Raw genomic sequence first — 24,063 nt, 5'->3', positions numbered from 1 at the left:
GTCGGGTGCTCTGCTCGTGGCGGACATACTTCGCCTTGATGCTATTGACGCACCGCGTCGTGATTCGGTTCCCCCTCCACTCCCGAAATCCCCGCTCCCAGAATCCTCAGGCCCTCTTCGACCGCGGCCAGATCCCGCCGGCACGACGCGATCCGCCCCGGACGCTGGGCGCCGAGCCGGCGGATCTCCGCGTCGACCGCCTCGATTTCACGGTCCACCTGCGCGATCCGGGCCGCGGCCGCGCGGACGATGCGCTCCGCGATCACGGCCTCCGCCTCGACGAGCGCGCTGACCATCCGCTGCTCGAGTTGCGCCTTCACCTCGACCAACGCCTCCGCCGCCCATTGCCGCAGCTGCGCCCGATCGGCCAGCTGAGTTCGCGAACGGGTGAACCACCAGGCGGCGCCGCCGCCGAGCACCAGCGTCAGCGGGACCGTCGCGGCATCGAGCGCGGGGATCATGGCCAGCGGCGAGACCGCGAGCCGGCCCAACCCGACGCCGGCCGAGGCGCCGAGCGCGACGGTGAGCCGGTTCTCGACCGTATGCCTACCCCGCGGCGGCGGCGGACCGACGTGCGGCGGATCGCCGCCCGGTCCACGCAGGCCGTCCACGCCTGCGTCGGGCACCCGGCGCGCCAGCTGGTCGATCCGGGCACGCGTCCACGCGTCGAGCCGCCCGGTCAGTTCGGCCACGGCAACGTCGAGATACCCGGGTATCTCGTGCAGTTCGCCGGGTTGCGCCTCGTCGACGCGGATACGCGCATTCGTATTCAATGCACGGACCTGCGCGCCGACCTCGTGCACAACGTCCACCCGCGCAAGCTGCACCTGACTGCGCAGTGCCGCGGACGCCTCCGCCCGCCCGCCGTCACGACCGGCGATCAGGCGAGCCCGGTGCGTCCGGGACACTGTGACGTCGTCACCATCACGCAGCGCGCGCGTCATGTCGCGGATCCGATCCGCGGTTTCCTCGGCTGCCGAGACGGTCCGCTCGACCCGCCACTGCGTTCGGGCCCGCACCGGATCGGGCAGCGACTCGGTCAGTACCCGCGCCAGTTCGCCGATCCCCGACGCGGCGAGCACCCGGGCGCGCGCGTCCGGATCGGGGAGGGCGCGCCCCACCGCGGCCAGTCGAGCGGACACCGGCACGATGACCGGCGCCCGGCCGAGCACGTCGCGCAGCACCGTGGCGTCCCGCTCCCGCACCGCTGCCCAGTCCTGGTGTGCATCGATCTTGTTCAGCGCGAACACCAGACGGCAGTCGTGTACTCGCGCCTCGTCGAGCAGGCGCAGGTCGTCGGCGGTGAGCGGGGCCGCCGAATCGAACACGGCGAGCGCCAGCCCGGATTGCGCGGCCGGACCGGAGAGGTCGAGACCCGGCGCGTGGGCGGTCAGTTCGGTGACGAGCGCCGACTTGCCCGCCGCGTGCGGTCCGATCACCGCGATCCGGCGCGGCTCCCACGCGGCATCGGCAATGGCGGTGACCCGCGCCCAGCCCTCGGGGTTCCACCGGGCGAGCACGTCGGTGAAGTCCGCTTCGGGCGGCTGCTGTTCAGCTGCGTTCATCGGCACTCACCCGCAAGCGCCTTGCGGCCCCGAACAATTCGCTGCGCCGCCCGCCGTACCGCCGGATCCGGGTCCGGCGCCGAACCGGCCGACTCGGCAAGGCCGGCGGCCAGGCCGATCCGCGCCGCGACCGGGCCGTCGAGGAAACGCTCGACCTCCGCTCCGGCGAGCGGAAATTCCGGTGTCGCGCGAGCGCCGATCCGCTCGATCTCGTCGAGCACCCGCCCGCCGCGCACGTCGCGTGCCCGATCGGCGAGTTCGGTGAGCGCCGCCGTAACGCCGTCGATGCCCGATGCCCGGCGCAGCAGGTCGTGCAGGCCGTGTTCGTCGAGATCGGAATTCGCGGCCAGTGCATCGAGCGCGGCCCGGATCGCCGCCAACGGCCAGCGGTCGAGCAGCGCCTGCCGAGCCTTCGCAGGGACGGGCACATCCGCTGTGCGAAACAGTTCGGACGACAGGGTCAGGGTGGGGTCACCCGAGCCGGCGAGGCCGCGAAACGCCGCGACCTCGTTCCTGTCGAACGGGTGCTGCACCGCGACGGCGAGCGAGGCGATCATGCCGACGGTGTCCAGACCGGTCTTCGCCGCGAGCGTCGCGCAGTACTCCTGCGGATCCGCGTCGAGCGCGTCGACCTTGTTCACGACAAGCAACGTCGACCGCGCGGGCAGCCCCGCCAGCGCGGTTTCGTCGGCGGGCCGCACCGGCGCCAGCACCAGATAAACGGTGAGGTCGGCGGTGTTCTCGCCCTCGTCCGGCAGGCCGAGCGCCGCCACGGCCGTCGTCTTTCCCACCCCGGACCGGCCGAGCACCCGCACCTGCACGGGCGAGCGCCACCGGGTTAGGACGGCGGTCAGCGCGTCGGCCACCCGCTGCGCGCCGGATCGACGCACCGCCCCGATCAGACGCTCGAGCTCTGCGAATTCCGGCACCACGGCCACCCCCCTGACCCGCGATTCTCGCAGAACCGGCGGCACCGGTCGTGGCGCGCTCTTGACCTCGACCGCGCTTCAGGTTGGAAGCTGACGGCATGGAAGCCGTTGTGGTTCGCGAATTCGGTCCCGCCGAGAACATGCACCTCGAGCGGGTGCCCGACCCGGTACCCCCGCCGGGATCCGTCCGGATCGCCGTCGCGGCGGCCGGTGTCCACGTCGTGGACACCCGGGTTCGTGCGGGACGACAGCTCGGCCCGTTCCCACTTCCCGAACTGCCCTACATCCCGGGACGCGAGGTGGTCGGCACCGTCGAGTCGGTTGGGGCGCCGGCCGACGAGCACCTGCTCGGCGCCGAGGTCGCGGTATCGCTCGGCAATGCCAACGGTGGCTATGCCCCGCTCGCGATCACGCCCGCAGCCGCGCTGCATCTCGTCGACCCCACGCTGGACCCGGCCACCGCGGCGACGATGGTTGGGACCGGCCGTACCGCGCTCGGATTGCTCGACGCCGCGGCCCTGACCGGCGATGACACGGTGCTGGTTACGGCGGCGGCGGGCGGTGTCGGGTCGCTGCTGGTCCAGCTCGCGCATCGGGCGGGGGTTCCGGTCGTCGCCGTTGCCGGCGGTCCGGCGAAGGCCGAGATCGCGCTGGGACTCGGCGCCACCCTCGCCGTGGACTACCTCGACGCCGACTGGCCGTCCTGCGTCCGGGCGGCCGGACTGCGGCCGACGGTGCTCTTCGATGCCGTCGGCGGACGGTTCGGCGACGCCGCCATCGACCTGCTCGAGCGCGGTGGCCGCGTCGTTGCGTTCGGGGATGTCGCCGGAAGCATCGACACCACCGACGCCCAGCTCGCCGATCGCGATATCACCAGGGCAATCGGAGTGGGTCCGGGGAGCAAATTCACACCCGAGAACATTCGGCGATGGGCGGCGCAGGCACTCGCCATGGCGGCCGCCGGCGAGCTCACCGCGACGACCACCCGTTTTTCGCTGGCGGATGCCGCGAACGCGCACGCACGGTTGGAGTCGAGGACGACGATCGGCAAGGTCGTGCTCGACGTGGCCTGATTACTGCATCGAAAGGTCGATCGCGTATCACAGCTCTACTTTTGTCCCATCCGTTACACACCCACGATCATGCGTGACAATGGACGGGTGAATGACGCTGAACAGGTCTCCCCCGAAGCCCGGGAGCACAACGCCCGGCTTTACCCGAGGGTGACGAGCTTTCGCTCTCGTAGGGGCGCCCTGACAGCAACCCAGCAGGAAGCCTGGGACCGCACCTGGCCGGAGATCGGCACGGATGTCGGCGACGATCGGCTCGACACCGACACCTGGTTCGGCCGCACCGCCCCGCTCGTTCTCGAGATCGGCTGCGGGACCGGCACGGCGACCGCGGACATGGCCGTCGCCGAGCCGGACACCAACCTCATCGGCGTCGAGGTCTATCGCCCGGGCCTCGCCCAACTGGTGCAGCGGATCGAACGCGACGAGATCACCAACATCCGGCTCGTCCGCGGCGACGCCGTCGAGGTCCTCGAACACATGCTCGCGCCCGAGTCGCTGACCGGCGTGCGGGTGTTCTTTCCGGACCCATGGCCCAAGGCTCGCCACCACAAGCGTCGGCTGCTGCAGCCGGCGACCGTCGCGCTGATCGCGGACCGGCTCGTGCCCGGCGGCGTGCTGCACGTCGCGACCGACCATGCCGAATACGCCGAATACATCGCCGAGGTCGGCGATGCCGACCCACACCTGACCGCGCTGGACTGGGACTCCCCGATCAACCACGAACGCCCGGTAACCAAGTTCGAAGGAAAGGCCCAGCGAGCAGGCAGCGTTGTCACCGAGCTGATTTGGGGGAAGATCAAATCATGAGCGGAACCGTTGCGCTGCCCGATTCCGACGGAGCGGAGCCCGCGGAGCGACCCAACAGCACCGGAGCGGAGCCTGCGGAGCGACCCACCGGCACCGGAGCGGGGTCCGCGGAGCGACCCAAAAGCACCGTCGAGCCGGACGGGGCCGTCGCACTCGGCAGCAACCCAATCGTGCCGGGTCGGGTGCTGCTCATCTGGGACGCGCCGAATCTCGACATGGGCCTGGGCGCGATCCTCGGCGGTCGTCCCACCGCTGCCTATCGTCCGCGCTTCGACGCGCTCGGCCGTTGGCTGCTCGGGCGCACCGCCGAACTGTCCGTCGGCAGCAGCCGCACCGTCGAGGCCGAAGCGACCGTGTTCACCAACATCGCTTCGGGCAGCGCGGATGTCGTTCGACCCTGGGTCGAGGCGCTGCGCAACGTCGGTTTCGCGGTGTTCGCCAAGCCGAAAATCGACGAGGACAGCGACGTCGATTCCGACATGCTCGCGCATATCGCGTTGCGCGCCGGGCAGGGATTGAGCGGTCTCGTCGTCGCGTCCGCCGACGGCCAGGCGTTCCGCGAACCGCTGGAGGACATCGCCGCCCGCGGGGTCGCCGTCCAGGTGATCGGGTTCCGCGAGCACGCCAGCTGGGCGGTCACCTCGCAGACCCTCGATTTCATCGACCTCGAAGACATTCCCGGGGTGTTCCGGGAACCGCTACCCCGCGTCAGCCTCGACTCACTGCCCGACGAAGGTGCGTGGCTGCAGCCGTTCCGGCCGCTTGCCGCGCTGCTCACCGGCCGTTCGGGCCAGGGAGTCGGCTAGTGTTCGATCGCTGGGGAAGGTTCGTCTACCGGCTCCGATTCGGCGTCATCGGGGTGATGGTGTGCGGGTTGCTCGCGCTCGGCGCCTACGGGCTCGGGCTCGAGAAGCACCTGAGCCAAAGCGGCTGGGACGACCCGGGATCCGAGTCGGCGCAGGCCGCGCGACTCGCCGACGAGACCTACGGCCGCGACCACACCGCGGACGTCATCGCGCTGTACACCGCGCCCGAAGGCAAGACCGTCGACGACCCGCAGTTCAGTGCCGCGATCGTCGACAACCTGAACAGCCTGCCGCGTGACCATCCCGATCAGATCCTCGGCATCAACTACTCCTACTGGAAGACCGAGACCGGTCAGCAGGCGCCGCTCGCGGACAAGACGAAGGAACACGCGTTCGCCTCGATCGGGATCAAGGGTGACAACGACACCGAGCTCACCGAGAACTTCCGTGAAGTTCGCGATGCCTTCTATATCGAAGGCATCGACGTGCAGGTCAACGTGCAGCTCGCCGGGCTGCAGCCGGTGGCAGGCACGCTGAACGACACGATGGCCCAAGACGTCCGGCGCATGGAACTGCTCGCCATTCCGGCGGTGGCCGTGCTGCTCTTCTTCGTCTTCGGCGGCATGGTCGCCGCGGCCCTGCCGCTGATCGTCGGCGGGCTCACCGTTGTCGGCGCGTGGGGCGTCGTCCGGCTCATCACGAACTTCACCGAGGTCAATGCCTTCGTCTCACCCGTGGTGTCGTTGATCGGTCTCGGTCTGGCCATCGACTACGGCCTGTTCATCGTCAGCAGATTCCGCGAGGAGATCGCCGAGGGCTATTCCACCGGCGAAGCCGTGCGGAGGTCGGTGATGACCGCCGGCCGCACCGTCGTGTTCTCGGCGACCATGATCGTCGCCAGTATCGGCGGCCTGCTGATCTTCCCGCAGGGCTTCCTGAAATCGGTCGCGTACGGCGCGATCGCCACGGTCAGCCTCGCCGCGCTCACCGCGGTGACGGTGCTGCCCGCGATCCTTTCCATCCTCGGACCGCGCATCGACATGCTCGGCTTCAAATGGCTGCGCAAGACGAGGACCGCCGACGAGATCGAGAACAGCTTCTGGGGCCGGCTGACGCGCTGGGTGATGAAGCATCCGCTTCGGGTCGCGATCCCCATCGTCGTCGGGCTGTTGCTGCTCGTCATCCCCGTCAAGGACATCACCTTCGGTGGCATCAACGAGCGCTACCTGCCGCCGGACAACCCGACCCGACTCGCGCAGGAAGAATTCGATCAACTCTTCCCGCTGCGCGGCACCGAGCCGATCAAGCTGGTCATCAGCACCGAGAACTCGCGTTCGGTCGGCCAGATCCGGCAGGAGGCCAATCAGGCGCCCGGACTCGCCTCGGACTTCCAGCTGCCCGGCACCCAGACCAAGGACAACGTCTGGGTGCTCACCGGCACGTTGGAGCAGCGCAACAACGCGCAACCGACGATCGACTATCTGCGCTCGATCGACGTCCCCGACGACGCGCAATTGCTCGTCGGCGGCACACCCGCGATCGAACGCGACAGCATCGACGCATTGCTGAACCGAATGCCGTTGATGGTGGGGCTCGTGTTGCTGGTGACGACGATGCTGATGTTCTTGACGTTCGGGTCCCTGGTACTGCCGATCAAGGCCGCGCTGATGAGTGCACTCGGTCTCGGCGCCACGCTCGGCATCCTGACCTGGATCTTCGTCGACGGGAACGGTGCCTCGCAACTGAACTTCACACCCGAACCGATCATGGCGCCGGTGCTGGTGCTCATCATTGCAATCATCTACGGCCTCTCCACTGACTACGAGGTGTTCCTGCTCTCCCGCATGGTCGAGGCCAGAACGGCGGGAGCCAGCACCACCGAGGCGATCCGGATCGGTACCGCGCACACCGGACGAATCATCACCGCGGCCGCCCTCATCCTGATCGTGGTCACCGGCGCGTTCGGCTTCTCCGAACTGGTGATGATGCAGTACATCGCCTACGGCATGATCGCCGCGCTCATCATCGACGCCACCCTCATCCGGATGTTCCTCGTGCCGGCGGTGATGAAGCTGCTCGGCGACGACTGCTGGTGGGCACCGGCATGGATGAAACGCATCCAGCAACGCATCGGCCTGGCCGAGCCGATCCTCGACTCCGGGCACCTGCCCGAGCACGTCCCCGACCTAGCCAAGGTGGGCGCCCAGGTCGGTGCCCAAGCCGAACGCGACGAGTCCGACGCACAGACCGGCGAAGACACCCATGAGCCGCCGACTGCCTCGCCCAAGCGAGGCACCGAGGCTCCAACCACCGGGGACATCTACAGCGGCAGTTTCGCGTCCCTACCGCCGGCCCGCGAGGACATCGAGAGCTGGATCGCGGAGTTCCCGACGGAGCCGCAGCACAACGGTTCACCCGATGAGCAATCCGAGCACGACGCCGAATCCGACACCAACGGCGACAATTCCGACGACAACGGGCGGCATCACCTGAACCCGAAGAGTGTGAGCGTCAGCGATCTGTTGCGGCGGCGCGGGCAGCGGTAGGGCTCAACGCCGGCCTCGTCGGGCAGAGCATGGAACGGCACTGATCGGCACCTTCCTCGGCCAAGGCATTGATCGGCGCCACGCGCGGTTCACGGATGCGCCTCGAGCGGGCCTCGACTACGTCGCGGTAGCCGTTCCTCCCGAGCGTTCCCAGGTCAGGTCACGTCCCGATCGACGGTCTCGTCCGTTGCCTGCGCCACTGCCGTTTCGGTTGTGACCGGCACCGACTCGCTCGGCGTGCGTCGGATGAATCCACCGATACCGCGGCCGACCTTCCCCGCAGCCGAGCCGACCCCGAGGGCAGCCATGCCGACGCCCCGCCCGGCGATCGAGCCGGCATGCACCACCCGTCCTCCGACTTCGGACATCGCGTCCCTGACGGTGGGCTTGTCGTGATCGACCCAGCCGCCCACTTGGCTTCGCCGCGCTTCGGCAAAGCGATCGAGATCCTCACGAAGGCTTGCGACGTCGTGCTTGAGATTGTGTGCCGACTGCCAGCGGAATCCATCGAGGCGATTCATTTGCGAATAGGTCGAAAGCACCTCGCGCGAGGTCCGTAGAAGCGCACCATCTTGTTCGAAATTTCGCTTCAGCAGGGCACGCGCGTCGGCCATCACCTTCGACATGTGCTGCGGCTGTTCCGATTCAACACGGGCAAATCGAAGACGCTGCCACAAGTACAGCGATTCCTGAGCGACCACGAGCAGGTGGAGGCTTTCGCCCAGACTCCTGTCGCCAACTGCGCGGTGCAGGTAATCGGCGCGAACTTGCACCGGCTTCGACGCATCGAACCCCTCGAGCGTCTTGGTCACGTATGCCCGCAGCCGCTCGACATCGACCTCCAGCGCCGGACCCAACGACGCGACCGAATCCCAGTCCGCATTCGGCAAGACACCGCTGTCCACGAGATTGTCGACGAGGCGGCGAACAGTCCCATACCGACCGACTACATCTCCGACTCGGTTGGCCTCGGCGAGCACGACCAGCTTGTCGACTTTCGCCTCAACTCGAGCAATCGACTCGTTCACCTCGGCGAGTGCCGTCATCAAGGCCGCTTGGACGGCCATCATTTGGACGGAGAGCGCAGCCTGCGGCCCGAGCGCGACAGGTTTCCATTGCAGTTGCTGGCGGAACGCTCCGGCTTTGTCGGTGACCATCATGCGATTGAACCCGTTGGTACCGGGAACTACGCGGAACTTCCGCAACGCAGTCAGGCTGTCAGGTGACAGCTGCACAAACTGACCATACTGGAGCGCGGTCGCCCAAACGCCGACGGCGCCGGCACCGGTTTTCGTGACACCCGCCTTCGACATCCCGGTGACAGCAATCGCGTCACCTGCAACTTTTCGCAATTCAGCGATATAGCTGCGAACCAGTTCGGGATCTCCCCCGACGATCAGCCCCTCAGACTCCATTGCGACATCGAGCTCTGCCGAATTGCCCGCGAGCGGCGTGAGCTCACCGCTGCCACTCTTGTCCATGAAATCCCTGCCGGTTGCTGAATATTTGCTGACAAGTGTAGCGCTGAACGCGACAAGCACAGTCACGCTCAACGCCCTGCCTTTCCCCAGCCGCCCATCATGCCGCGCAGCGCCGTGCCGAACGGGTGCTTCGCGGTGACCGAGCCGAACCGCACCCGGCCGCGCACGAGAACGTGCAGGGGGCCGATCGGCGGGCCGGTGCGCACCTTATTGGTGGCGCTTGCGCCGATGAGATCGAGGCCGTTGAGGTCCACGGTCGCCTCGCCGGGGACGACGAGAGTCACGCTGCTGCAGAAGTCGTCTACGACGATCTCCACGACCTGGGTCCGCATGATCGCTTCGGTAAAATCCAGGGTGACGCTGGACAGCCGGCTGTTGAGGTACAGCCGCGGCGCGACATGCCAGGGGCCCTTGCGGGTGACGGTGGACATGCGGCCGCGGATCAGGTCGCCGGAGGCAGAACTCACCGGGGGCTGAGGTGCGCCGTAGCGCGGATTCCCTACCGCCGACGAATCCGTCGGAGTCGCTGCGCGTTCGGCTTGCTCCGCTCGATCACTGGTGTACTGCAGACCGGGCAGGTCCAGTAGGACCGCATTGAGTTCGCCGCGTGTCTTCGCCGCAAGCGCGGTGTCCATCCGCTCGGTGAACTCACCGAGCGAGAGCATCCCGTGCCCCACCGCACGCTGCAGCAACTGGCCGACGTGCTCGCGCTCGGCGTCGGACACCCGAAATTCCCTCGCGTCCATGCCTTCAGGATAAGGGCGTCGCCGGAGGTGGCGCCTGACCACGTTGTTTCGGGTCGTCTGGCGCAATCGGGAAGACCGCCTCGCCTGCGCTATCGGCCGCGAGCTTCGCTACCTCTTGCTCCGGGCGCTCGGCCAGCAACGACCGAACCGCGGTATTGAGCATCGCGACGAGCGGTACGGCAACCAGCGCCCCCGGGATACCGGCCAGCACGAGCCCGACCGTGATCGACAGGACGACAGCGAGCGGGTGGACCCGCACCGCACGGCCGAGCAGCAGTGGCTGCAAGACGTGTCCTTCGAGCTGCATGACGCCGATGATGATGCCCAGCGTGATCAGGGCCGTGATCACGCCCTTGGTCACCAGTGCGATGAAGACCGCGATGAATCCGGTGGCGAAGGCACCAATGATCGGGATGAACGCACCGATGAAGATGAGCGATGCCAACGGCAGCGCGAGTGGGACGCCGAGGATCGCGAGGCCGGTACCGATGCAGATGGCGTCGACCGCCGCGACCACTACCGTCGCCCGGACGAATCCGATGAGTGTGCCGAACCCGAGGCTGCCGGCCACGCGCACCCGATCGCGGGTCTGGCTCGGGACGATCCGGGTGATGAATTCCCAGATCTGCCGCCCGCCGTAGAGGAAGAAGATCAGAGTGAACAGGGCGAGCAGCGCGCCGGTGGCCAGTTCGCCGATCACGGTGGCCGTCGTGAGCGCGCCGCTGGTCAGCTCCTGCTGATTCGACTGCACCGCCCCCACGATCGAATCGCCGGCGCGATGAATCTGGTCGTCGCTCAGCTTCAGCGGACCGGTGGTCAGCCAGTCCTGGATGTCGCCGACGCTCTTGGTGATCTGGTCGGTCAGTTCGGGCAGGCCGCTGATGAACTGCTCCACCACGAAGGTGAGCACGCCACCGACGATGCCGAGTGTGCCGACGATCGCGATGATCACCGCGAGGATGCGCGCCACGCCGTGTCTGGACATCCAGTCGACGAGCGGCACGAGCAGCGCGGCCACCATCAGCGCGATCGCGACCGGGATGATCACTGTCGCGAGCTTCTGTAAAGCAAGTGCGAGACATGTCACCAAGGCGAAGATCACCAGCAGCCGCCAGGACCACTCGGCCGTGACCCGGACCAGCGGATGCACCGAATCCGCTGGCGAGCGGCGTGCCTCGCCCGCGCCCGGCGCCTCCTCGCTCATTCGGGCGAGCCTATCCCCAACCGGCTGCTCGAGACGGAGGTTGACGGTGCGGACCGCTAAATTGGTCAGCGTGTCGGCGCCCCTAGAAGCGGTCAAACAGACCATCCAAACGCGCTGGCCGATCTACATGGCGTCGATGCTGCTCGTCAACGGTTTCGGCGCCGTGCTGTCCTACGCGTTCATCCGCTACGGCCTGCCGATTCCACGGACGTCGGCCTTCATCGCATACCGCGGCACGAACATGCTGGTGTTCGTCCTCGTGCTCGCCTGTGGCGGCCTGATCAGCCTCGCAGTTTCGGCGTGGATGCTGAAACCCGTCGTGCGCTGGCAGCTGCGCGGCGGCGCACCGACCAAGCAGGAGCAGATGGCGGCGCTGCACGCGCCGCTGCGGCAGGCGATCGTGCACCTCGTGCTGTGGGCCGTCGGTGGCGCGATCATCTCCGCTCAGATCATCGCGATCGAACCGGAACTCGGCGCGGCCGTCGTCATCACGGTCGCGATGGCCGCCACGATCGTGTTCGGCTTCTCCTACATGCTCGGCGAACGCATTCTGCGCCCGGTCGCGGCGAGCGCGCTCGCATCGGGTGATTTCGACCGCACCCTCACCCCCGGCGTCGGCACCAGGATGGCGTTGACCTGGGGCCTCGGCACGCTCGCTCCCACCACCGGCATCGTGCTGTTGTGCGTCACGCAGCTGTCCACCGAGCTGCAGTTCTCCACCAACTCGCTGGCGATCGCGATCCTGCTGCTGTGTGGGCTCGTCGTGATGCAGGCCTTCGCGCTGTCGATGCTCACCGCGTCCAGCATTTCCGACCCGGTCCAGCAGCTGTCCAAAGCGATCGAGGCCGTGCAGAGCGGCCAGGACGACGTGCAGGTCGAGGTGTTCGACGGCAGCGAGATCGGCCGTCTGCAGGTCGGCTTCAACCGGATGATGGAGGAGTCCTCGGAACGCCGTGCGCTGCAGGAACTGTTCGGTCGCCACGTCGGCGAGGATGTCGCCCGGCGCGCGCTGCAGTACGGCACCGAACTCGGCGGCGAGACCCGATTCGTCGCGGTGCTGTTCGTCGATCTGGTCGGATCCACCGCCACCGCGGCCGAACGTCCCCCGAGCGAGGTCGTCAGCCTGCTCAACGAGTTCTTCCGGGTGGTGGTCGAGGTCATCGACGAGCACAACGGGTTCATCAACAAGTTCATGGGCGACGCCGCGCTGGCGATTTTCGGCGCACCGCTGGACCGGCCGGATGCGCCGACCGCCGCACTGGGCGCGGCCAGGGATCTGCGCGAACGGCTCGACCAGGTCAGCGAGCTGGATATGGGTATCGGCGTGTCGGCGGGCCTGGTCGTCGCGGGCAACATCGGCGCCGCGAACCGGTTCGAGTACACCGTCATCGGCGATCCGGTGAACGAGGCGTCCCGGCTCACCGAGCTCGCCAAGCTGCGGCCCAGCCGCGTACTGGCGTCGAGCAGCGCGCTCTACTTCGCCGACGAAGAAGAGCAGCAGCGGTGGGAAGTGGGCGAAGAGGTGCAGCTGCGCGGGCGTCGTCGCAAGACTCAACTGGCCTGGCCCATCGCCGGTACGCAATGACATAACCCTCGTTGGTTACGCTGGCTTCGTGGAAGAGCGCGAAACGGAGTCGTCGCCGACGACCCGTTCTCGTCAGCGGAGTCGCCACTGGTGGGTCAAGTGGGTCGCCGGTGTCGCGCTGTTGGCGCTGCTGATCGGCGAAGGCGTATACCTCTGGCCGCGCCTGCACGAGTCCTGGCGCGCGCTCACCGAGATTCACTGGGGCTGGCTCACGTTGTGCGTCGTCGCGCAGGCCGTTTCGCTCAGTTCCTACGGCCGGATGCAGAAGCAGTTGCTGCACGCCGGCGGTGTCGACATCACTCAGCGCAAGTCGGACTCGGTGATCTACGCGAGCACGGCAATGGCCGTGACGCTGCCCGCGGGCCAAGTCTTCTCCACCGCATTCAGCTACCGCGCGTTCCGGCGGTGGGGCGCGAGCCCGATCGTCTCCTCCTGGGAATTGGCCATTTCCGGCGTAATCGCGGCGGTCGGACTGGCGCTGATCGGCGTCGGCGGCGCCCTGCTGGTCGGCGGCTCGGTGAACCCGGTGACCCTGATCGCCTCGCTGGCCGCGGCGGTCGCGCTGATCTGGGCCGGGCATTACGCGTCGAACAACCCGAAGTCGCTCGAGGCGGCCGCGCGATGGGGCCTGGGACGGTACAACCGGCTGCGCAAACGCGACCGGAGCGAGGGCTTGGACAAGGTGCGCGACGTCATCGCGCAGCTCGAGTCGGTCGACCTCGGCACCCGCGACGGGATATTGACGGTGATCTGGGCCTTCGGTCATCGCGGCGCGGACCTCGCCTGCCTGGCTGCCGCGTGCTACGCCGTCGGCGCGGATCCGCGGCTGTCCGGCCTGTTGATCACCTACGCCGTCGGTAAGGCAGTGGCCACGATTCCGTTCGCGCCCGGCGGTCTCGTCCTGGTCGACGCCACCCTGGTCGCAACACTGACCTCGACGGCCGGACTCACCGCACCGCAGGCCATCGCGTCGGCGTTCGTCTACCGCGGCGTCAGTTTCATCCTTGTCGCGATCGTCGGCTGGATTGTGTTCTTCGTCCTGTACCGGCGCGGTCAGCACGAGACTCTGGAGTTCGACCTAGAAATCGAACAGGCCGAAGCCCGGGAACTGCGCCAGCAGTCCGAAGGCTGATCGAATCCCGGTCGATCGCCCGGACTTCCTGATAGACATTAGCTGTCTGCACTATGAAGTACGTCACATCGGAGATGAGTCGATGTCGGCTCGGACGACCATCGCGCGGATCGCGGCCGCGGCATTCACTTTCGGGCTTGGGGCGGCAGTCCTGTCTGCTCCTGCCGTCGACGCGGCTCCACCGGCAGGCAATACGGTGTGGCTCTGCCATCCCGCGATCGCGGACGACCCCTGCGATCTCCCGCAAGACACCACAGACCTGAGTACCGGACTCGTCTCCGCACCGCCGGCAGTCGCAGAAGCGGACAAGCCGGTGGACTGTTTCTACATCTATCCGACATCCAGTGATCAGGTGGCGCTAAATGCCGATCGGACTGCCCAGCCCGCGGTGCAGTCGATCGCGAGCGTCCAGGCCGCCCGATTCAACAGCCAGTGCCGGATGTTCGCACCGGTCTACCGCCAGTGGACCGTCCCCTTGATCGCGGCAGTCTTCGTCGATCCCGGGATTGCGCAGGTTGCCTATTCCGATGTGCTGGCCGCATGGAACGACTATCTCGCACACGACAACGACGGCCGCGGCGTCATCTTCATCGGGCATTCGCAGGGCACGGTGATGCTGCGCAAGCTGATTCGCGAACAGATCGATCCGAACCCCGAGTTGCGCAACCGCATGGTCGGGGGATTCCTGATGGGCGGCAATGTGTTGACTGCCCGTGGCAGCGACATCGGCGGCGACTTCGCGAATATTCCGGTGTGCACTCGTCAGGGGCAGAACGGCTGCGTGGTGGCGTACTCCACGACCCAAACCGATCCGGCGTTGTCGCTGTTCGGCAACAGTCAACTCGATCTGTGGTCCCGCCTCATCGGCCTGCCATCCGGCCCCGCGTTCGAGGTGGCGTGCACCGACCCCGCCGCGCTCAGCGGCGATCACCGCCCGGTCGGCCTGACCGTGCCGAGCGCGCCGTTCGCCGTCGGTGCACTCTCCGCAATGCTGGACTACACCGTCTTCCCGAAGGGCTCACCTCGATCGGCGTCCACCTGGACCACCAGCAGCGAACGGGCGACCGGTAGCTGCGTGGACAAGAACGGGTACCGCTTCTACCAGTTCCGCGGGATCGGACCGGACGCGCAACTGGTGAACGAGATACCGCTGCTCAACGCGCATGTGGTCGACATCAATCTCGGCCTCGACCGCTTGGTCAACATTGCCGGACAGCAGGCGCGGAGCTGGCTCGCGGGCAGGTAACCGGCACGTGACCGGCATCACTGGATGCAGGGAATGAACCACCCGGAGAAGTCGTTACCTTGAGTAGTTGAACTTAAAACTAGACCCGGAGGCCTTCATGACCAGCACCGCAACCATTCCCGCCCTCGCCGCAGGTACCTGGACGATCGATGCGAGCCACTCGTCCGTCGGTTTCTCCGTGCGCCACCTGATGGTGAGCAAGGTCCGGGGCCGCTTCACCGAGTTCGGCGGCAAGATCGTGATCGCCGAGGACGGCAGCGCCACCGCAGAGGCCGAGATCGACGTCGCCTCCATCACCACCGACAACGCCCAGCGCGACGCGCACCTCAAGGCTGCGGACTTCTTCCACGCCGAGGAGTTCCCGAAGGCCACCTTCAAGTCCACCGGATTCCGCGTCGTGAACGGTGACTTCATCGTCGACGGCGAGTTCACCCTGCGCGGCAACACCCGTCCGGTCGAGCTCGAGGTCGAGTACATCGGCACCAACCCGGGCATGGGCCACGGCCCGGTCGCCGGCTTCGAAGCCAAGACCGTCATCAACCGCAAGGACTTCGGGCTCAGCCTGGACATGCCGCTCGAGGGTGGCGGCACCGTGGTCGGCGACAAGATCACCCTGGTCCTCGAGGTCGAGGTCGCCCAGCAGGTCTAATTTCGCCCCCCAACCTGGGTTCGTGCGACTCCCACCCGTTGTCGCCGCTCCCTTGCTCGGCACCCGCGCACCGTTTGGCACAACCAAACCTGCGCGGGTGCCGTTTACTATCCGGCGAACCCCGGTCCGCGACCTGCGGCTACAGTCGGGCCGCGTGAAGAACTTCCGCATCGCAGCTGTCCTCGACATCGTGCTGGTCGTGGTGTTCTGCGCGATCGGCCGGCGCAGCCACGACGAAGCCAACGCGATTGCCGGGCTGGCCAGTACTGCGTGGCCGTTTCTCGGCGGACTCGCCATCGGCTGGCTCATTGCCACCCGGTTCCGCAGCGCACCGCTGTCCGTCTACCCGTTCGGTGTCACGGTCTGGCTCGCCACCGTGATCGGCGGAATGCTGCTGCGGGTGATCGGCGGTCAGGGCACCGCCTTCAGCTTCATCGTCGTCGCCACGATCGTGCTCGCGGTGTTCCTGCTCGGCTGGCGCGCCATCGCCGCCCTCGTGTTGCGGAACCGCAAAGTCGGTCGAACAACCCGACGCTGACCAGTCGCCGGTGGCAGAGTTGACACCATGACCGAGCTGCCCCCGCTCGCGGACATGGACACCAGGAACGCCGGACGCGACACCCGGTTTTTCGGACAGCCGCTCCCCCTGGCCAATCTGTTCGGCGTCGAGATGTGGGAGCGCTTCTCGTTCTACGGGATGCAGGGCATCCTCATCTACTACCTCTACTATTCCGCCGCCGAGGGCGGGCTCGGGATCGACAAGGCGGACGCCACCAGCATCGTCGGCGCGTACGGCGGCACCGTCTACCTCTCCACGATCCTGGGGGCCTGGATCGCCGACCGGCTGATCGGCTCGGAACGCACGCTGTTCTACAGCGCGGTGGTCATCATGTTCGGCCATATCGCGCTCGCGGTCTTCCCCGGCATGCTCGGCGTCGGCATCGGGCTGGTGATGGTCGCGTTCGGTAGCGGCGGGCTGAAGGCGAATGCGACGTCGATGGTCGGCGAGCTCTACGACGCCGACGACGAGCGCCGCGATGCCGGCTTCTCGCTGTTCTATATGGGCATCAACATCGGCGCCTTCGTCGGGCCGCTGCTCACCGGCCTCGCGCAGGACAAGATCGGCTTCCATGCGGGGTTCGCACTCGCCGCGATCGGCATGGCAATCGGACTCACGCAGTACACGATTTTCCGCAGTCAACTCCGCGATGTCGGCAAGGTGCCGCCCAATCCGCTGCCGGCGAACCAGCGGGTGCGGTGGGTTGTCATCGGCGTGCTTGCGATCGTCGTCGTAGCGGCACTCGCCCTGTTCGACGTCCTGACCGCGGGCAACCTGTCCGACGTCGTGGTCGGTGTCACCGTCGCCGCGGCCATCCTCTACTTCCTGCTCATCTTGAGCAGTCGCAACATCACCTCGGTCGAGCGCAGCCGGGTGGTTGCGTTCATCCCGATGTTCATCGCGAGCGCGGCGTTCTGGTCGCTGTTCCAGCAGCAGTTCACCACCGTCGCCGAGTACTCCGACAAGCGACTCGATCGCAACCTGTTCGGTTGGGAATTCCCCGCCTCGTGGGTGCAGTCGATCAACCCGGTGTTCATCATCATCTTCGCCGGCGTCTTCGCCTGGATCTGGCAGGAACTCGGCCCGCGCCAACCCAGTTCGCCGATCAAGTTCGCGTGCGGCACCTTCATCATGGGCCTGGCGTTTCTGGCCTTCATCCCGTTCGCCGGTGGCGGCCCGAACAGCACCTCGCTCCTCGCGCTCGCGGGCATCCTGTTGTTGTTCACCTTCGCCGAGTTGTTCCTGTCCCCGGTCGGGCTGTCGCTGGCCACCAAGCTGGCGCCGGAGAAATTCCACACCCAGATGGTGGCGCTGTTCTTCCTCTCGGTGGCGCTGGGCAGTTCGATGGCGGGGTCGCTGGCCGGCCACTACAACCCCGAAAACGAGGTGCCGTACTTCCTCTGGGTCGGGCTCGCCTCGATCGCCGTTTCGGTGGTGATCGTGGCGATGACTCCGTGGATCAAACGGATGATGGCCGGCGTGCACTAGCGCGGAGCCTGCGGAGCGCTCATCGAGCACTAGCGCGGAGCCTGCGGAGCGCTCATCGAGCACTAGCGCGGAGCCTGCGGAGCGCTCATTGGGCGCTAGCCCGCGAGGGCAGGCTACTGGGCGGACGGGTGGTCGTAGGCGCGCAGCATCCGTGCGGCCATCTTCACCGCCATGTCGGAGCCGTCGGCGTCCTGGACGTACACCGCGAACGCCATGTCACCGCGCTGCCCGACGACCCACCGGTCGTTACCGCTGGCAGCGGGGAAACCGACGACATCGGCGTAGCCGCGTAGGGCGGTGAAATCCGGGCTCGCCACGCCGCCGCGCAGCATTGTGCGCAGCCGTTCGGTGACATCCGGGCGGATCGGCCCGAGTTGCGCCTGCGTCGTGGCCGGCTGACCCATCGCGATCATCGGCACCGGCGTCGACCCGCGCGCGACCGACGCGGCAACGAGCGCCATGCCGAACGGGCTGACCTGCGCCTCGTCTACCTTGTTCGCGTCCCGGCGCACCTGCTCCATGCCCTGGCCGGCGTGCGGCAGCCGGCCGGTGGTCTCCTCCAGCCCGGGAATGCTGAAATCGACGCCGAGGCCGAGGGTGGCCGCCGCCGCGGCCAGGTCTTCGGCAGAAACATCCTCTGGTGCCACGCCCTTCATTACGGCGGCGGCATTGCGCACCAGCTCGAGGTTCTCCCCGGCCGGAAACAGCCCGGTGAACGCGATCGGGCCGATGTCGGTGGCCTGGCTGTTCTGCGCGACCGCGACGACCGCTCCGCTCGACGGCTGGATCGCCACAATCGCCGCCGGCGTGCCGACGCTGACCGCCGCGTCCTCGGCAGCGAGCTGCAGCCGGGTGTCGAGGGTGGAGGTGATGTCCGGCCCCGGTGGCCCCTGGTAACCGGCCATTTGCGCGGGCGGCGCACCGTCCGACTGCGAGACCTGCACGGCCCACCCGGCGGTTGCGTCCCGGTTCGCCTGCCAGACGTTGCGCAGCGGATCGAGCATCGGTGAGACGACCCTGCGGTCGACCGTGATCAGCCTCGGCTGCTTCTCCAGCACCACACCGGGAATCGGCGCCATATCCGGCTCGAGGATCTCGAAGTCGGCGTCGCGCAGGTTGACCGCGGTGATCGACTTGCCCTGCTCGGCGGCGAGGTCTGCCAACAGGCTCTGGCCGGTGATCAGCGGCGCGACCGGCTCGATGGCCTTGGCCAACGCATTGGTCGAGGCGACCGGGTCGGGCATGCGGGCCGGATCGAGCTTGACCGCGTTGATGGTCTGCTCCGTCATCAGTGGTCCGCCACCGATGTCGCGCACCACCGGCGGCGGCGCGTCGGTGCGCACCAGATTGGCGGCACGATCGCCGCCGAGCCCGGGCATCACCGCGGCCGGATCCCAGGACACCCGCCAGCCCACCGCCAGCTTGTGCACGCTGCCCTGCGTGCTGTAGTTCCACTCCTTGCCCTCGCCGAAGTGCCAATTCACCGCCATCGTGAAGAAGCCGGACTCCGAGTCGAGCGGAATGTATTGGGTGACCTTGTAATCGACGGACTCGGCGTGCATCCCGTCGAAAACCTGACCGAGCGTGTGGCTCGCGGCGTTCGGATAGGACGTCATCCCACCCGCGGCTTGTGCGTCCCCGTCATCGAGCGCGGAGGCGAACTTGTCGACGAGCGATTCCGGCTCGCTCTCCTGCGTGGCACACGACGCAAGCGTGACGCTCAACGCGGCAACAGCGCCGACGACTCCGATGGAACGCAAGCGACGGCAGCGGGACCCCTGGTAACCCATGCCGACAATCTCCATCTTTGTCGCGGTTACGACAAGCACGCCGATCCTACGATGCAGTTACGATATCGCCACGGTTGCCCCGATATCCAATGCGCGAGTGGCGGGTACGGCATTTCACCGGGATGGTACGCGGATCCGGTCGCGGCGGCTTTATCTGTACGACACACTGCTGTGCCCTGCTCGGCAGCCGTGCGCCGTGGTTACCGGGGCGCGCGGAGGAAGCTCCCGGCCGCGGCGAGCGCGGGTGCCGAGGATCCGGCGTCCGAGACGAACACCGCGAACGCCAGGTCGTCCTGGATCCCGACGAACCAGCCGTGCGCGTGCGTGTTGTCGCCGAACTCCGCGGTGCCGGTCTTGCCGATCAGTCCGGGCACGTCGTTGAGGACGGTGGCGGTACCGGCCGAAACCGTCTCCCGCATCATGGTTCTCAGCTGATCCGCGACACCGGCCGGCAGGGTCGGCGGGGTCCGGTCCGCGACCCCGGGTGCGCCGGCGATCATCGTCGGAGCGGGCGCCGACCCGTGCGCGATGGACGCCGCCACCAGCGCCATCCCGAACGGCGACGCCGTCACCTGGCCCTGCCCGATGCCGGCCTCCACCCGGGCCGCGGGAGTGTCGGCGCGCGGCACCGCCCCGGTGACGGTGGTGAGTCCCGGCGTCACGTAGTCGATGCCGAGACCGAGCTGGGCGGCGGTGTTGGTGAGTGCGTCCGGATCGAGGCCGACCGCGAGCCGGGCGAGCGTGGTGTTGCAGGACCGCGCGAACGCCGTGTGGAACGGCACCGCGCCGAGGTCGAAGCTCTCGTCGTTGGGGATCTGGCGTCCCTCGATATTCGCGGTCCCCGGGCACGGCAGGACGGTGTCCGGGTTGACAGTTCCGTTCTCCAGCGCCGCGGCGGCGGTGACCGTCTTGAAGGTCGACCCCGGTGGGTAGAGGCCGGTCAACGCGATCGGACCCTGCCGATCGGCCGAGTCGTTCTGGGCGATCGCGAGCACGTTGCCGGTCGATGGCTGCAGCGCGACGATCGCGGCGGGTTGGGCGATCGGAGCCAGCGCCGCCTCGGCCGACCGCTGCAGGGTCGGGTCGAGGGTGGTGTTGATGTCGTCGGTGCGCTGCGGCTCGGGTCCGACGAGCTTGCGGACCGACCCGTCTTCGCTCACTGCCTGCACGGTCCACCCCGCGGCGGCGGCGTTGGCCTCCTGCCAGCTGTCCGCGACGCCGTTCAGCGTCGGCGCGGACAGCGTCTTGTCCACAGTGAGCAGGCGGGTCTGTTTGGCCAGTGTCACGCCGGGCAGCGCGGTGAGCGACGGTTCGAGCGGGGTGAGGTCGGCCTCGCGCAGCGTGATCGCGGTGACCGGCTTGCCCTGCGCGCCGGCCAGTTCCCCCTGCAACGACTCGGCCGTCACCCCGACGGGGGCGAGCGCCGCGGCGACCGCGGTGGTGTCCGCACTCGGATCGACCTGCACGAGCGTGACCACCTGCTGGGTCATCAACGCACCGCCGTTGCGGTCGAACACCTGGGCCGGTGCCGGGTAGACGGGTGTGAACTGCAGCGTTTCCTGTGCGGTCAGCCCGGGGGCGATCAGGGCCGGGTCCCAGTGGATGAGCCAGTCCTGATCGGGCTGCGACGCCTTGCCGTCGGTGCGGTAGCTCCATTGCTTCCCGCCGGCGAGGTTCCACTGTGCGTCGAGCGCGAATTCACCGTCGCTGCCGTCCCGGGACGATTCGGCGACGGTGAACGTGCCGTCGGTGCCGAGCGAATCGAACATTTGCTGCAGCGCGGCCGACGCCGCGGGCGGGTTGTCGGTCAGCGCGGCGGCAGCCGAGACGTCGTCGCTGTTCACCGCGTCGACGTACTGCTGGGCGACGGTGTCGGGCTGGTCCGGGCCGAACAGGCCGCATGCGGAAGTGAGGACGGCAACGACGGAGAGGGTCACGGGCAGGGCGAGGACACGACTGGCGTTGGGCATCCACTCGATCATGCATGAACGATCACCGGCCGCGCCGCACGGACACTCACGGCGCCACCCACCCCTTCCGTCGAGGTGTAATGTTGTAATCACCGTTACATCGACACGAGGAGGCCGCCATGCGGCATCAACAACGCGGACGCGGATTCGGACGACCGGGCGGCTGGCAGCAGGCCGACGTGCCCGACGCGAGCGACGCCACCGACTGGTTCGCCGGCCGGCTCCCGGCGGAGTGGTTCACCGGCGCCGTGAGCGTCGAGGTGGACCGCGAGGAGATCGTCGTGGTCGGCGAACTCGCCAAACCCGGTGACGCCGACACCGCCGAGCCGGAACCCGCCGCCACCGCACAGGGCCGCGTCGCGCGGTTCCGGGAGACCACCCGCACCCAACGGATGCAGATTGCCGACGAGGCCGAGGCACGCTACGCCCGCAAGGTCGCCTGGGGTGTGACCGTGGACGGTAACCGGACGCTGTTCACCCATCTCGCGGTGCCGGTAATGACGCGGCTGCGCCAGCCCGAGCGCAAGGTGCTCGACACCCTCGTCGACGCAGGCGTTGCTCGATCGCGTTCCGACGCGCTCGCCTGGACGGTCCGGCTCGCCGGCGAACACGCACAGGAATGGCTCGACGAACTCCGGACCGCCATGTCCAAGGTGGACGATCTGCGCTCCGAGGGCCCCAAGCTCTGAAGTGTGCCCAGCTCCAGCCGGTGCGAGGCGAAACACGTTGCACTCGGCGCGCCGGGGCCGATACCGTGGGAGTGTCTTGTCGTCGACGATCGGAGCGGAAGTTGCTCACTCGGAGGTAACGCTCGCGTAGCCCGCACACCGCGCGCTGCACTCGTTCGCACCTCTGGAGCACATTCGTGTCCACCATCATCCTTTCGGATCTGTCCTTCGCCTGGCCCGACGGCACCCCGGTTTTCGGCGGTCTCGATGCCGTATTTCCCAGCGGCCACACCGGTCTCGTCGGTCTCAACGGCACCGGCAAATCCACGCTGCTGCGACTCATCGCCGGTGAGCTGCGCCCCGCCCGCGGCTCGGTCACGGTGCCGGGCCGGCTTGCCTACCTGCCGCAGGACGTCACGATTCGCACCGACACCGCGGTCGACGTGGTACTCGGCATCGCGGACAAGCGAACCGCGTTGCACCGCATCGAGTCCGGTGCGGGCATCGACGCGGACTTCGAACTCGTCGGAAACGACTGGGACATCGAGGAACGCGCCGTCGCGCTGCTCGGCAGCCTCGGTCTCGGCCATCTCGTCGACGGCACCGACGGGCTCGACCGCACAGTCGCCACCATGTCCGGCGGAGAGACGACGCTGCTCGGACTCTCGGCGCAGTTGCTCGCCGAACCCGATGTGCTGCTGCTCGACGAGCCGACCAACAATCTCGATCTTGTTGCGCGGCAACGTCTCTATGACGCCGTCGATCGATTCGGCGGCGCCGTCGTCGTGGTCAGCCACGACCGCGCACTGCTCGATCGCTGCGGCAACATCGCCGAATTGCGCCGCGGCGAGGTGCGCATGTTCGGCGGTAATTTCACCCACTACGAGGAAATCGTCGCCGCCGAACACGAGGCGGCGCTCGCCGCGGTGCGCGACGCACGCAGCGATGTGCGCAAGCAGAGCCGCGAACTGGTGGAGGCGCGGATCAAAATCGATCGCCGGCAACGCTACGGCCGCAAGATGAGCGAGCAGAAGCGCGAGCCGAAGATCGTCATGGGCTTGCGCAAGATGGCGGCCGAGGAATCGGCGGGCAAGCTGCGCAACACGCACACCGAACGGCTGGAGAGCGCCAAGGAGGAACTATCGAGCGCCCAGGATCAGGTGCGCGACGACCGTGAGATCCGCATCGATCTGCCTGCCACACAGGTGCATCCGGGGCAGATCGTCGTCGAGCTCGAACCCAGGACGCTGCTGCCCGGCGGACCCGAGGTGACGCTCGCGGTGCACGGTCCGGAGCGGATCGCGCTGATCGGTCCGAATGGAATCGGCAAGACGACGCTGCTGCAGGCCATCGCGGGCACGCCGCCACGGGTGCCGTGGAAACTGCTGCCGCAGCGGCTCGACATCTTCGACCCGAATTCGACATTGGTGGACAACGTTTCTCGCGCTGCTCCACACCGCGATGCGGAGCAGATCCGAGCGAGCCTGGCCCGCTTCCTGTTCCGCGGCGCAGATGGTGATGCGTTGGCGTCCACCCTTTCCGGTGGTGAGCGGCTGCGGGCGGCGCTGGCGATGCTGCTGGGCGCCGAACCCGCCCCGCGGTTGTTGCTGCTCGACGAGCCGACGAACAATCTCGACCTGCCCAGCCTCGCGCACCTCACCCAGGCCCTCGCGGCGTTCCGGGGCGCGATGATCGTGGTCAGCCACGACGTGGCGTTCCTGCGCGATCTGGCCCCGACGCGGTGGATCGAACTGAGCGCGGACGGACTGGGGGACGTAGCGCCGCGCTGATCGGGCAGCCGGACAGGCAGACTGGCGGG

The 24,063-nt window shown here is 67.8% G+C and carries 19 protein-coding genes; 12 read left to right on the top strand and 7 right to left on the bottom strand.

Annotation, left to right across the window (positions count from 1 at the left end; all coding sequences use genetic code 11):
* Nucleotides 1-41: 41 nt before the first annotated feature.
* Nucleotides 42-1,565: a hypothetical protein gene (locus OG921_RS07600; protein WP_266111778.1), complete on the bottom strand. Its 1,524-nt coding sequence runs from the start codon at nt 1,563-1,565 to the stop codon at nt 42-44.
* On the bottom strand, nt 1,562-2,494 hold the full coding sequence (locus tag OG921_RS07595; protein WP_266111777.1) for a hypothetical protein: 933 nt from the start codon (nt 2,492-2,494) through the stop codon (nt 1,562-1,564). Before OG921_RS07595 ends, OG921_RS07600 begins: the two co-directional genes overlap by 4 nt.
* A 98-nt stretch (nt 2,495-2,592) precedes the next feature.
* Between OG921_RS07595 and OG921_RS07590 the strand changes: the two genes are divergently transcribed.
* The 4 genes from OG921_RS07590 to OG921_RS07575 are packed head-to-tail and all read left to right on the top strand — an operon-like array spanning nt 2,593 to nt 7,726.
* Nucleotides 2,593-3,567, top strand: coding sequence for a zinc-binding dehydrogenase (locus OG921_RS07590; RefSeq protein ID WP_266111776.1), 975 nt, complete (start codon nt 2,593-2,595; stop codon nt 3,565-3,567).
* Between the two features lie 48 nt (nt 3,568-3,615).
* Nucleotides 3,616-4,374 (top strand): tRNA (guanosine(46)-N7)-methyltransferase TrmB, encoded by a 759-nt coding sequence (gene trmB, locus OG921_RS07585; RefSeq protein ID WP_266112269.1) that lies wholly within the window; start codon nt 3,616-3,618, stop codon nt 4,372-4,374.
* Nucleotides 4,371-5,180 (top strand): NYN domain-containing protein, encoded by an 810-nt coding sequence (locus OG921_RS07580; protein ID WP_266111775.1) that lies wholly within the window; start codon nt 4,371-4,373, stop codon nt 5,178-5,180. The genes trmB and OG921_RS07580 overlap by 4 nt, the downstream gene beginning before the upstream one ends.
* On the top strand, nt 5,180-7,726 hold the full coding sequence (locus OG921_RS07575) for an MMPL family transporter (protein ID WP_266111774.1): 2,547 nt from the start codon (nt 5,180-5,182) through the stop codon (nt 7,724-7,726). Before OG921_RS07580 ends, OG921_RS07575 begins: the two co-directional genes overlap by 1 nt.
* A 155-nt stretch (nt 7,727-7,881) precedes the next feature.
* Here the strand turns inward: OG921_RS07575 and OG921_RS07570 are convergent, their stop codons facing one another.
* Genes OG921_RS07570 through OG921_RS07560 form a run of 3 tightly spaced genes read right to left on the bottom strand, consistent with a single transcriptional unit; the run spans nt 7,882 to nt 11,157 of the window.
* Nucleotides 7,882-9,273, bottom strand: a complete 1,392-nt coding sequence (locus tag OG921_RS07570; protein WP_266111773.1) for a hypothetical protein — start codon at nt 9,271-9,273, stop codon at nt 7,882-7,884.
* Nucleotides 9,274-9,275: 2 nt separating this feature from the next.
* On the bottom strand, nt 9,276-9,953 hold the full coding sequence (locus OG921_RS07565) for a DUF1707 domain-containing protein (RefSeq protein ID WP_266111772.1): 678 nt from the start codon (nt 9,951-9,953) through the stop codon (nt 9,276-9,278).
* Between the two features lie 4 nt (nt 9,954-9,957).
* Entirely contained in the window at nt 9,958-11,157 is a 1,200-nt protein-coding gene (locus OG921_RS07560; RefSeq protein ID WP_266111771.1) for an AI-2E family transporter, read from the bottom strand.
* Between the two features lie 127 nt (nt 11,158-11,284).
* Here OG921_RS07560 and OG921_RS07555 point away from each other — a divergent pair, with 127 nt between their 5' ends.
* From OG921_RS07555 to OG921_RS07530, 6 genes are all read left to right on the top strand, one after another.
* Complete coding sequence (locus OG921_RS07555) at nt 11,285-12,742, top strand: adenylate/guanylate cyclase domain-containing protein (protein ID WP_266112268.1); 1,458 nt, start codon at nt 11,285-11,287, stop codon at nt 12,740-12,742.
* 28 nt (nt 12,743-12,770) lie between these two features.
* Nucleotides 12,771-13,874: a YbhN family protein gene (locus OG921_RS07550; protein ID WP_266111770.1), complete on the top strand. Its 1,104-nt coding sequence runs from the start codon at nt 12,771-12,773 to the stop codon at nt 13,872-13,874.
* An 82-nt stretch (nt 13,875-13,956) separates the two neighbouring features.
* Entirely contained in the window at nt 13,957-15,120 is a 1,164-nt protein-coding gene (locus OG921_RS07545) for a DUF3089 domain-containing protein (RefSeq protein WP_266111769.1), read from the top strand.
* 97 nt (nt 15,121-15,217) lie between these two features.
* On the top strand, nt 15,218-15,769 hold the full coding sequence (locus tag OG921_RS07540) for a YceI family protein (RefSeq protein ID WP_266111768.1): 552 nt from the start codon (nt 15,218-15,220) through the stop codon (nt 15,767-15,769).
* Between the two features lie 154 nt (nt 15,770-15,923).
* Entirely contained in the window at nt 15,924-16,307 is a 384-nt protein-coding gene (locus OG921_RS07535; protein WP_266111767.1) for a DUF3054 domain-containing protein, read from the top strand.
* 27 nt (nt 16,308-16,334) lie between these two features.
* Nucleotides 16,335-17,816, top strand: a complete 1,482-nt coding sequence (locus OG921_RS07530) for a peptide MFS transporter (RefSeq protein ID WP_266111766.1) — start codon at nt 16,335-16,337, stop codon at nt 17,814-17,816.
* Nucleotides 17,817-17,929: 113 nt separating this feature from the next.
* Here OG921_RS07530 and OG921_RS07525 read toward each other — a convergent pair whose 3' ends face one another.
* Nucleotides 17,930-19,645 (bottom strand): NTF2-like N-terminal transpeptidase domain-containing protein, encoded by a 1,716-nt coding sequence (locus tag OG921_RS07525; RefSeq protein ID WP_323182712.1) that lies wholly within the window; start codon nt 19,643-19,645, stop codon nt 17,930-17,932.
* A gap of 161 nt (nt 19,646-19,806) precedes the next feature.
* Nucleotides 19,807-21,576, bottom strand: a complete 1,770-nt coding sequence (locus OG921_RS07520; RefSeq protein ID WP_266111765.1) for a penicillin-binding transpeptidase domain-containing protein — start codon at nt 21,574-21,576, stop codon at nt 19,807-19,809.
* A 119-nt stretch (nt 21,577-21,695) separates the two neighbouring features.
* On the opposite strand from OG921_RS07520, the gene OG921_RS07515 reads away from it, so the two are divergent.
* Both OG921_RS07515 and OG921_RS07510 read left to right on the top strand, forming a co-directional pair.
* Nucleotides 21,696-22,265, top strand: coding sequence for a hypothetical protein (locus tag OG921_RS07515; protein ID WP_266111764.1), 570 nt, complete (start codon nt 21,696-21,698; stop codon nt 22,263-22,265).
* A 176-nt stretch (nt 22,266-22,441) separates the two neighbouring features.
* Nucleotides 22,442-24,034 carry an ABC-F family ATP-binding cassette domain-containing protein gene (locus OG921_RS07510; RefSeq protein WP_266111763.1) on the top strand — a complete coding sequence of 531 codons (1,593 nt, stop codon included), beginning with the start codon at nt 22,442-22,444 and terminating at the stop codon, nt 24,032-24,034.
* The last annotated feature ends 29 nt before the right edge of the window (nt 24,035-24,063 follow it).

Source organism: Aldersonia sp. NBC_00410, assembly GCF_026342035.1.
Lineage (GTDB): Bacteria > Actinomycetota > Actinomycetes > Mycobacteriales > Mycobacteriaceae > Aldersonia.
The sequence above is the reverse complement of the archived record's forward strand: the minus strand, read 5'-3'. Positions and strand labels throughout refer to the sequence as shown.

Bases quoted from the DNA above. Each gene is read 5' to 3' on its own strand.
- OG921_RS07555 (WP_266112268.1), top strand. From the start codon at position 11,285: ATGGCGTCGATGCTGCTCGTCAACGGTTTCGGCGCCGTGCTGTCCTAC.
- OG921_RS07520 (WP_266111765.1), bottom strand. From the start codon at position 21,576: ATGCCCAACGCCAGTCGTGTCCTCGCCCTGCCCGTGACCCTCTCCGTC.
- OG921_RS07515 (WP_266111764.1), top strand. From the start codon at position 21,696: ATGCGGCATCAACAACGCGGACGCGGATTCGGACGACCGGGCGGCTGG.
- OG921_RS07530 (WP_266111766.1), top strand. From the start codon at position 16,335: ATGACCGAGCTGCCCCCGCTCGCGGACATGGACACCAGGAACGCCGGA.
- OG921_RS07565 (WP_266111772.1), bottom strand. From the start codon at position 9,953: ATGGACGCGAGGGAATTTCGGGTGTCCGACGCCGAGCGCGAGCACGTC.
- OG921_RS07600 (WP_266111778.1), bottom strand. From the start codon at position 1,565: ATGAACGCAGCTGAACAGCAGCCGCCCGAAGCGGACTTCACCGACGTG.
- OG921_RS07580 (WP_266111775.1), top strand. From the start codon at position 4,371: ATGAGCGGAACCGTTGCGCTGCCCGATTCCGACGGAGCGGAGCCCGCG.
- OG921_RS07545 (WP_266111769.1), top strand. From the start codon at position 13,957: ATGTCGGCTCGGACGACCATCGCGCGGATCGCGGCCGCGGCATTCACT.
- OG921_RS07590 (WP_266111776.1), top strand. From the start codon at position 2,593: ATGGAAGCCGTTGTGGTTCGCGAATTCGGTCCCGCCGAGAACATGCAC.
- OG921_RS07540 (WP_266111768.1), top strand. From the start codon at position 15,218: ATGACCAGCACCGCAACCATTCCCGCCCTCGCCGCAGGTACCTGGACG.
- OG921_RS07560 (WP_266111771.1), bottom strand. From the start codon at position 11,157: ATGAGCGAGGAGGCGCCGGGCGCGGGCGAGGCACGCCGCTCGCCAGCG.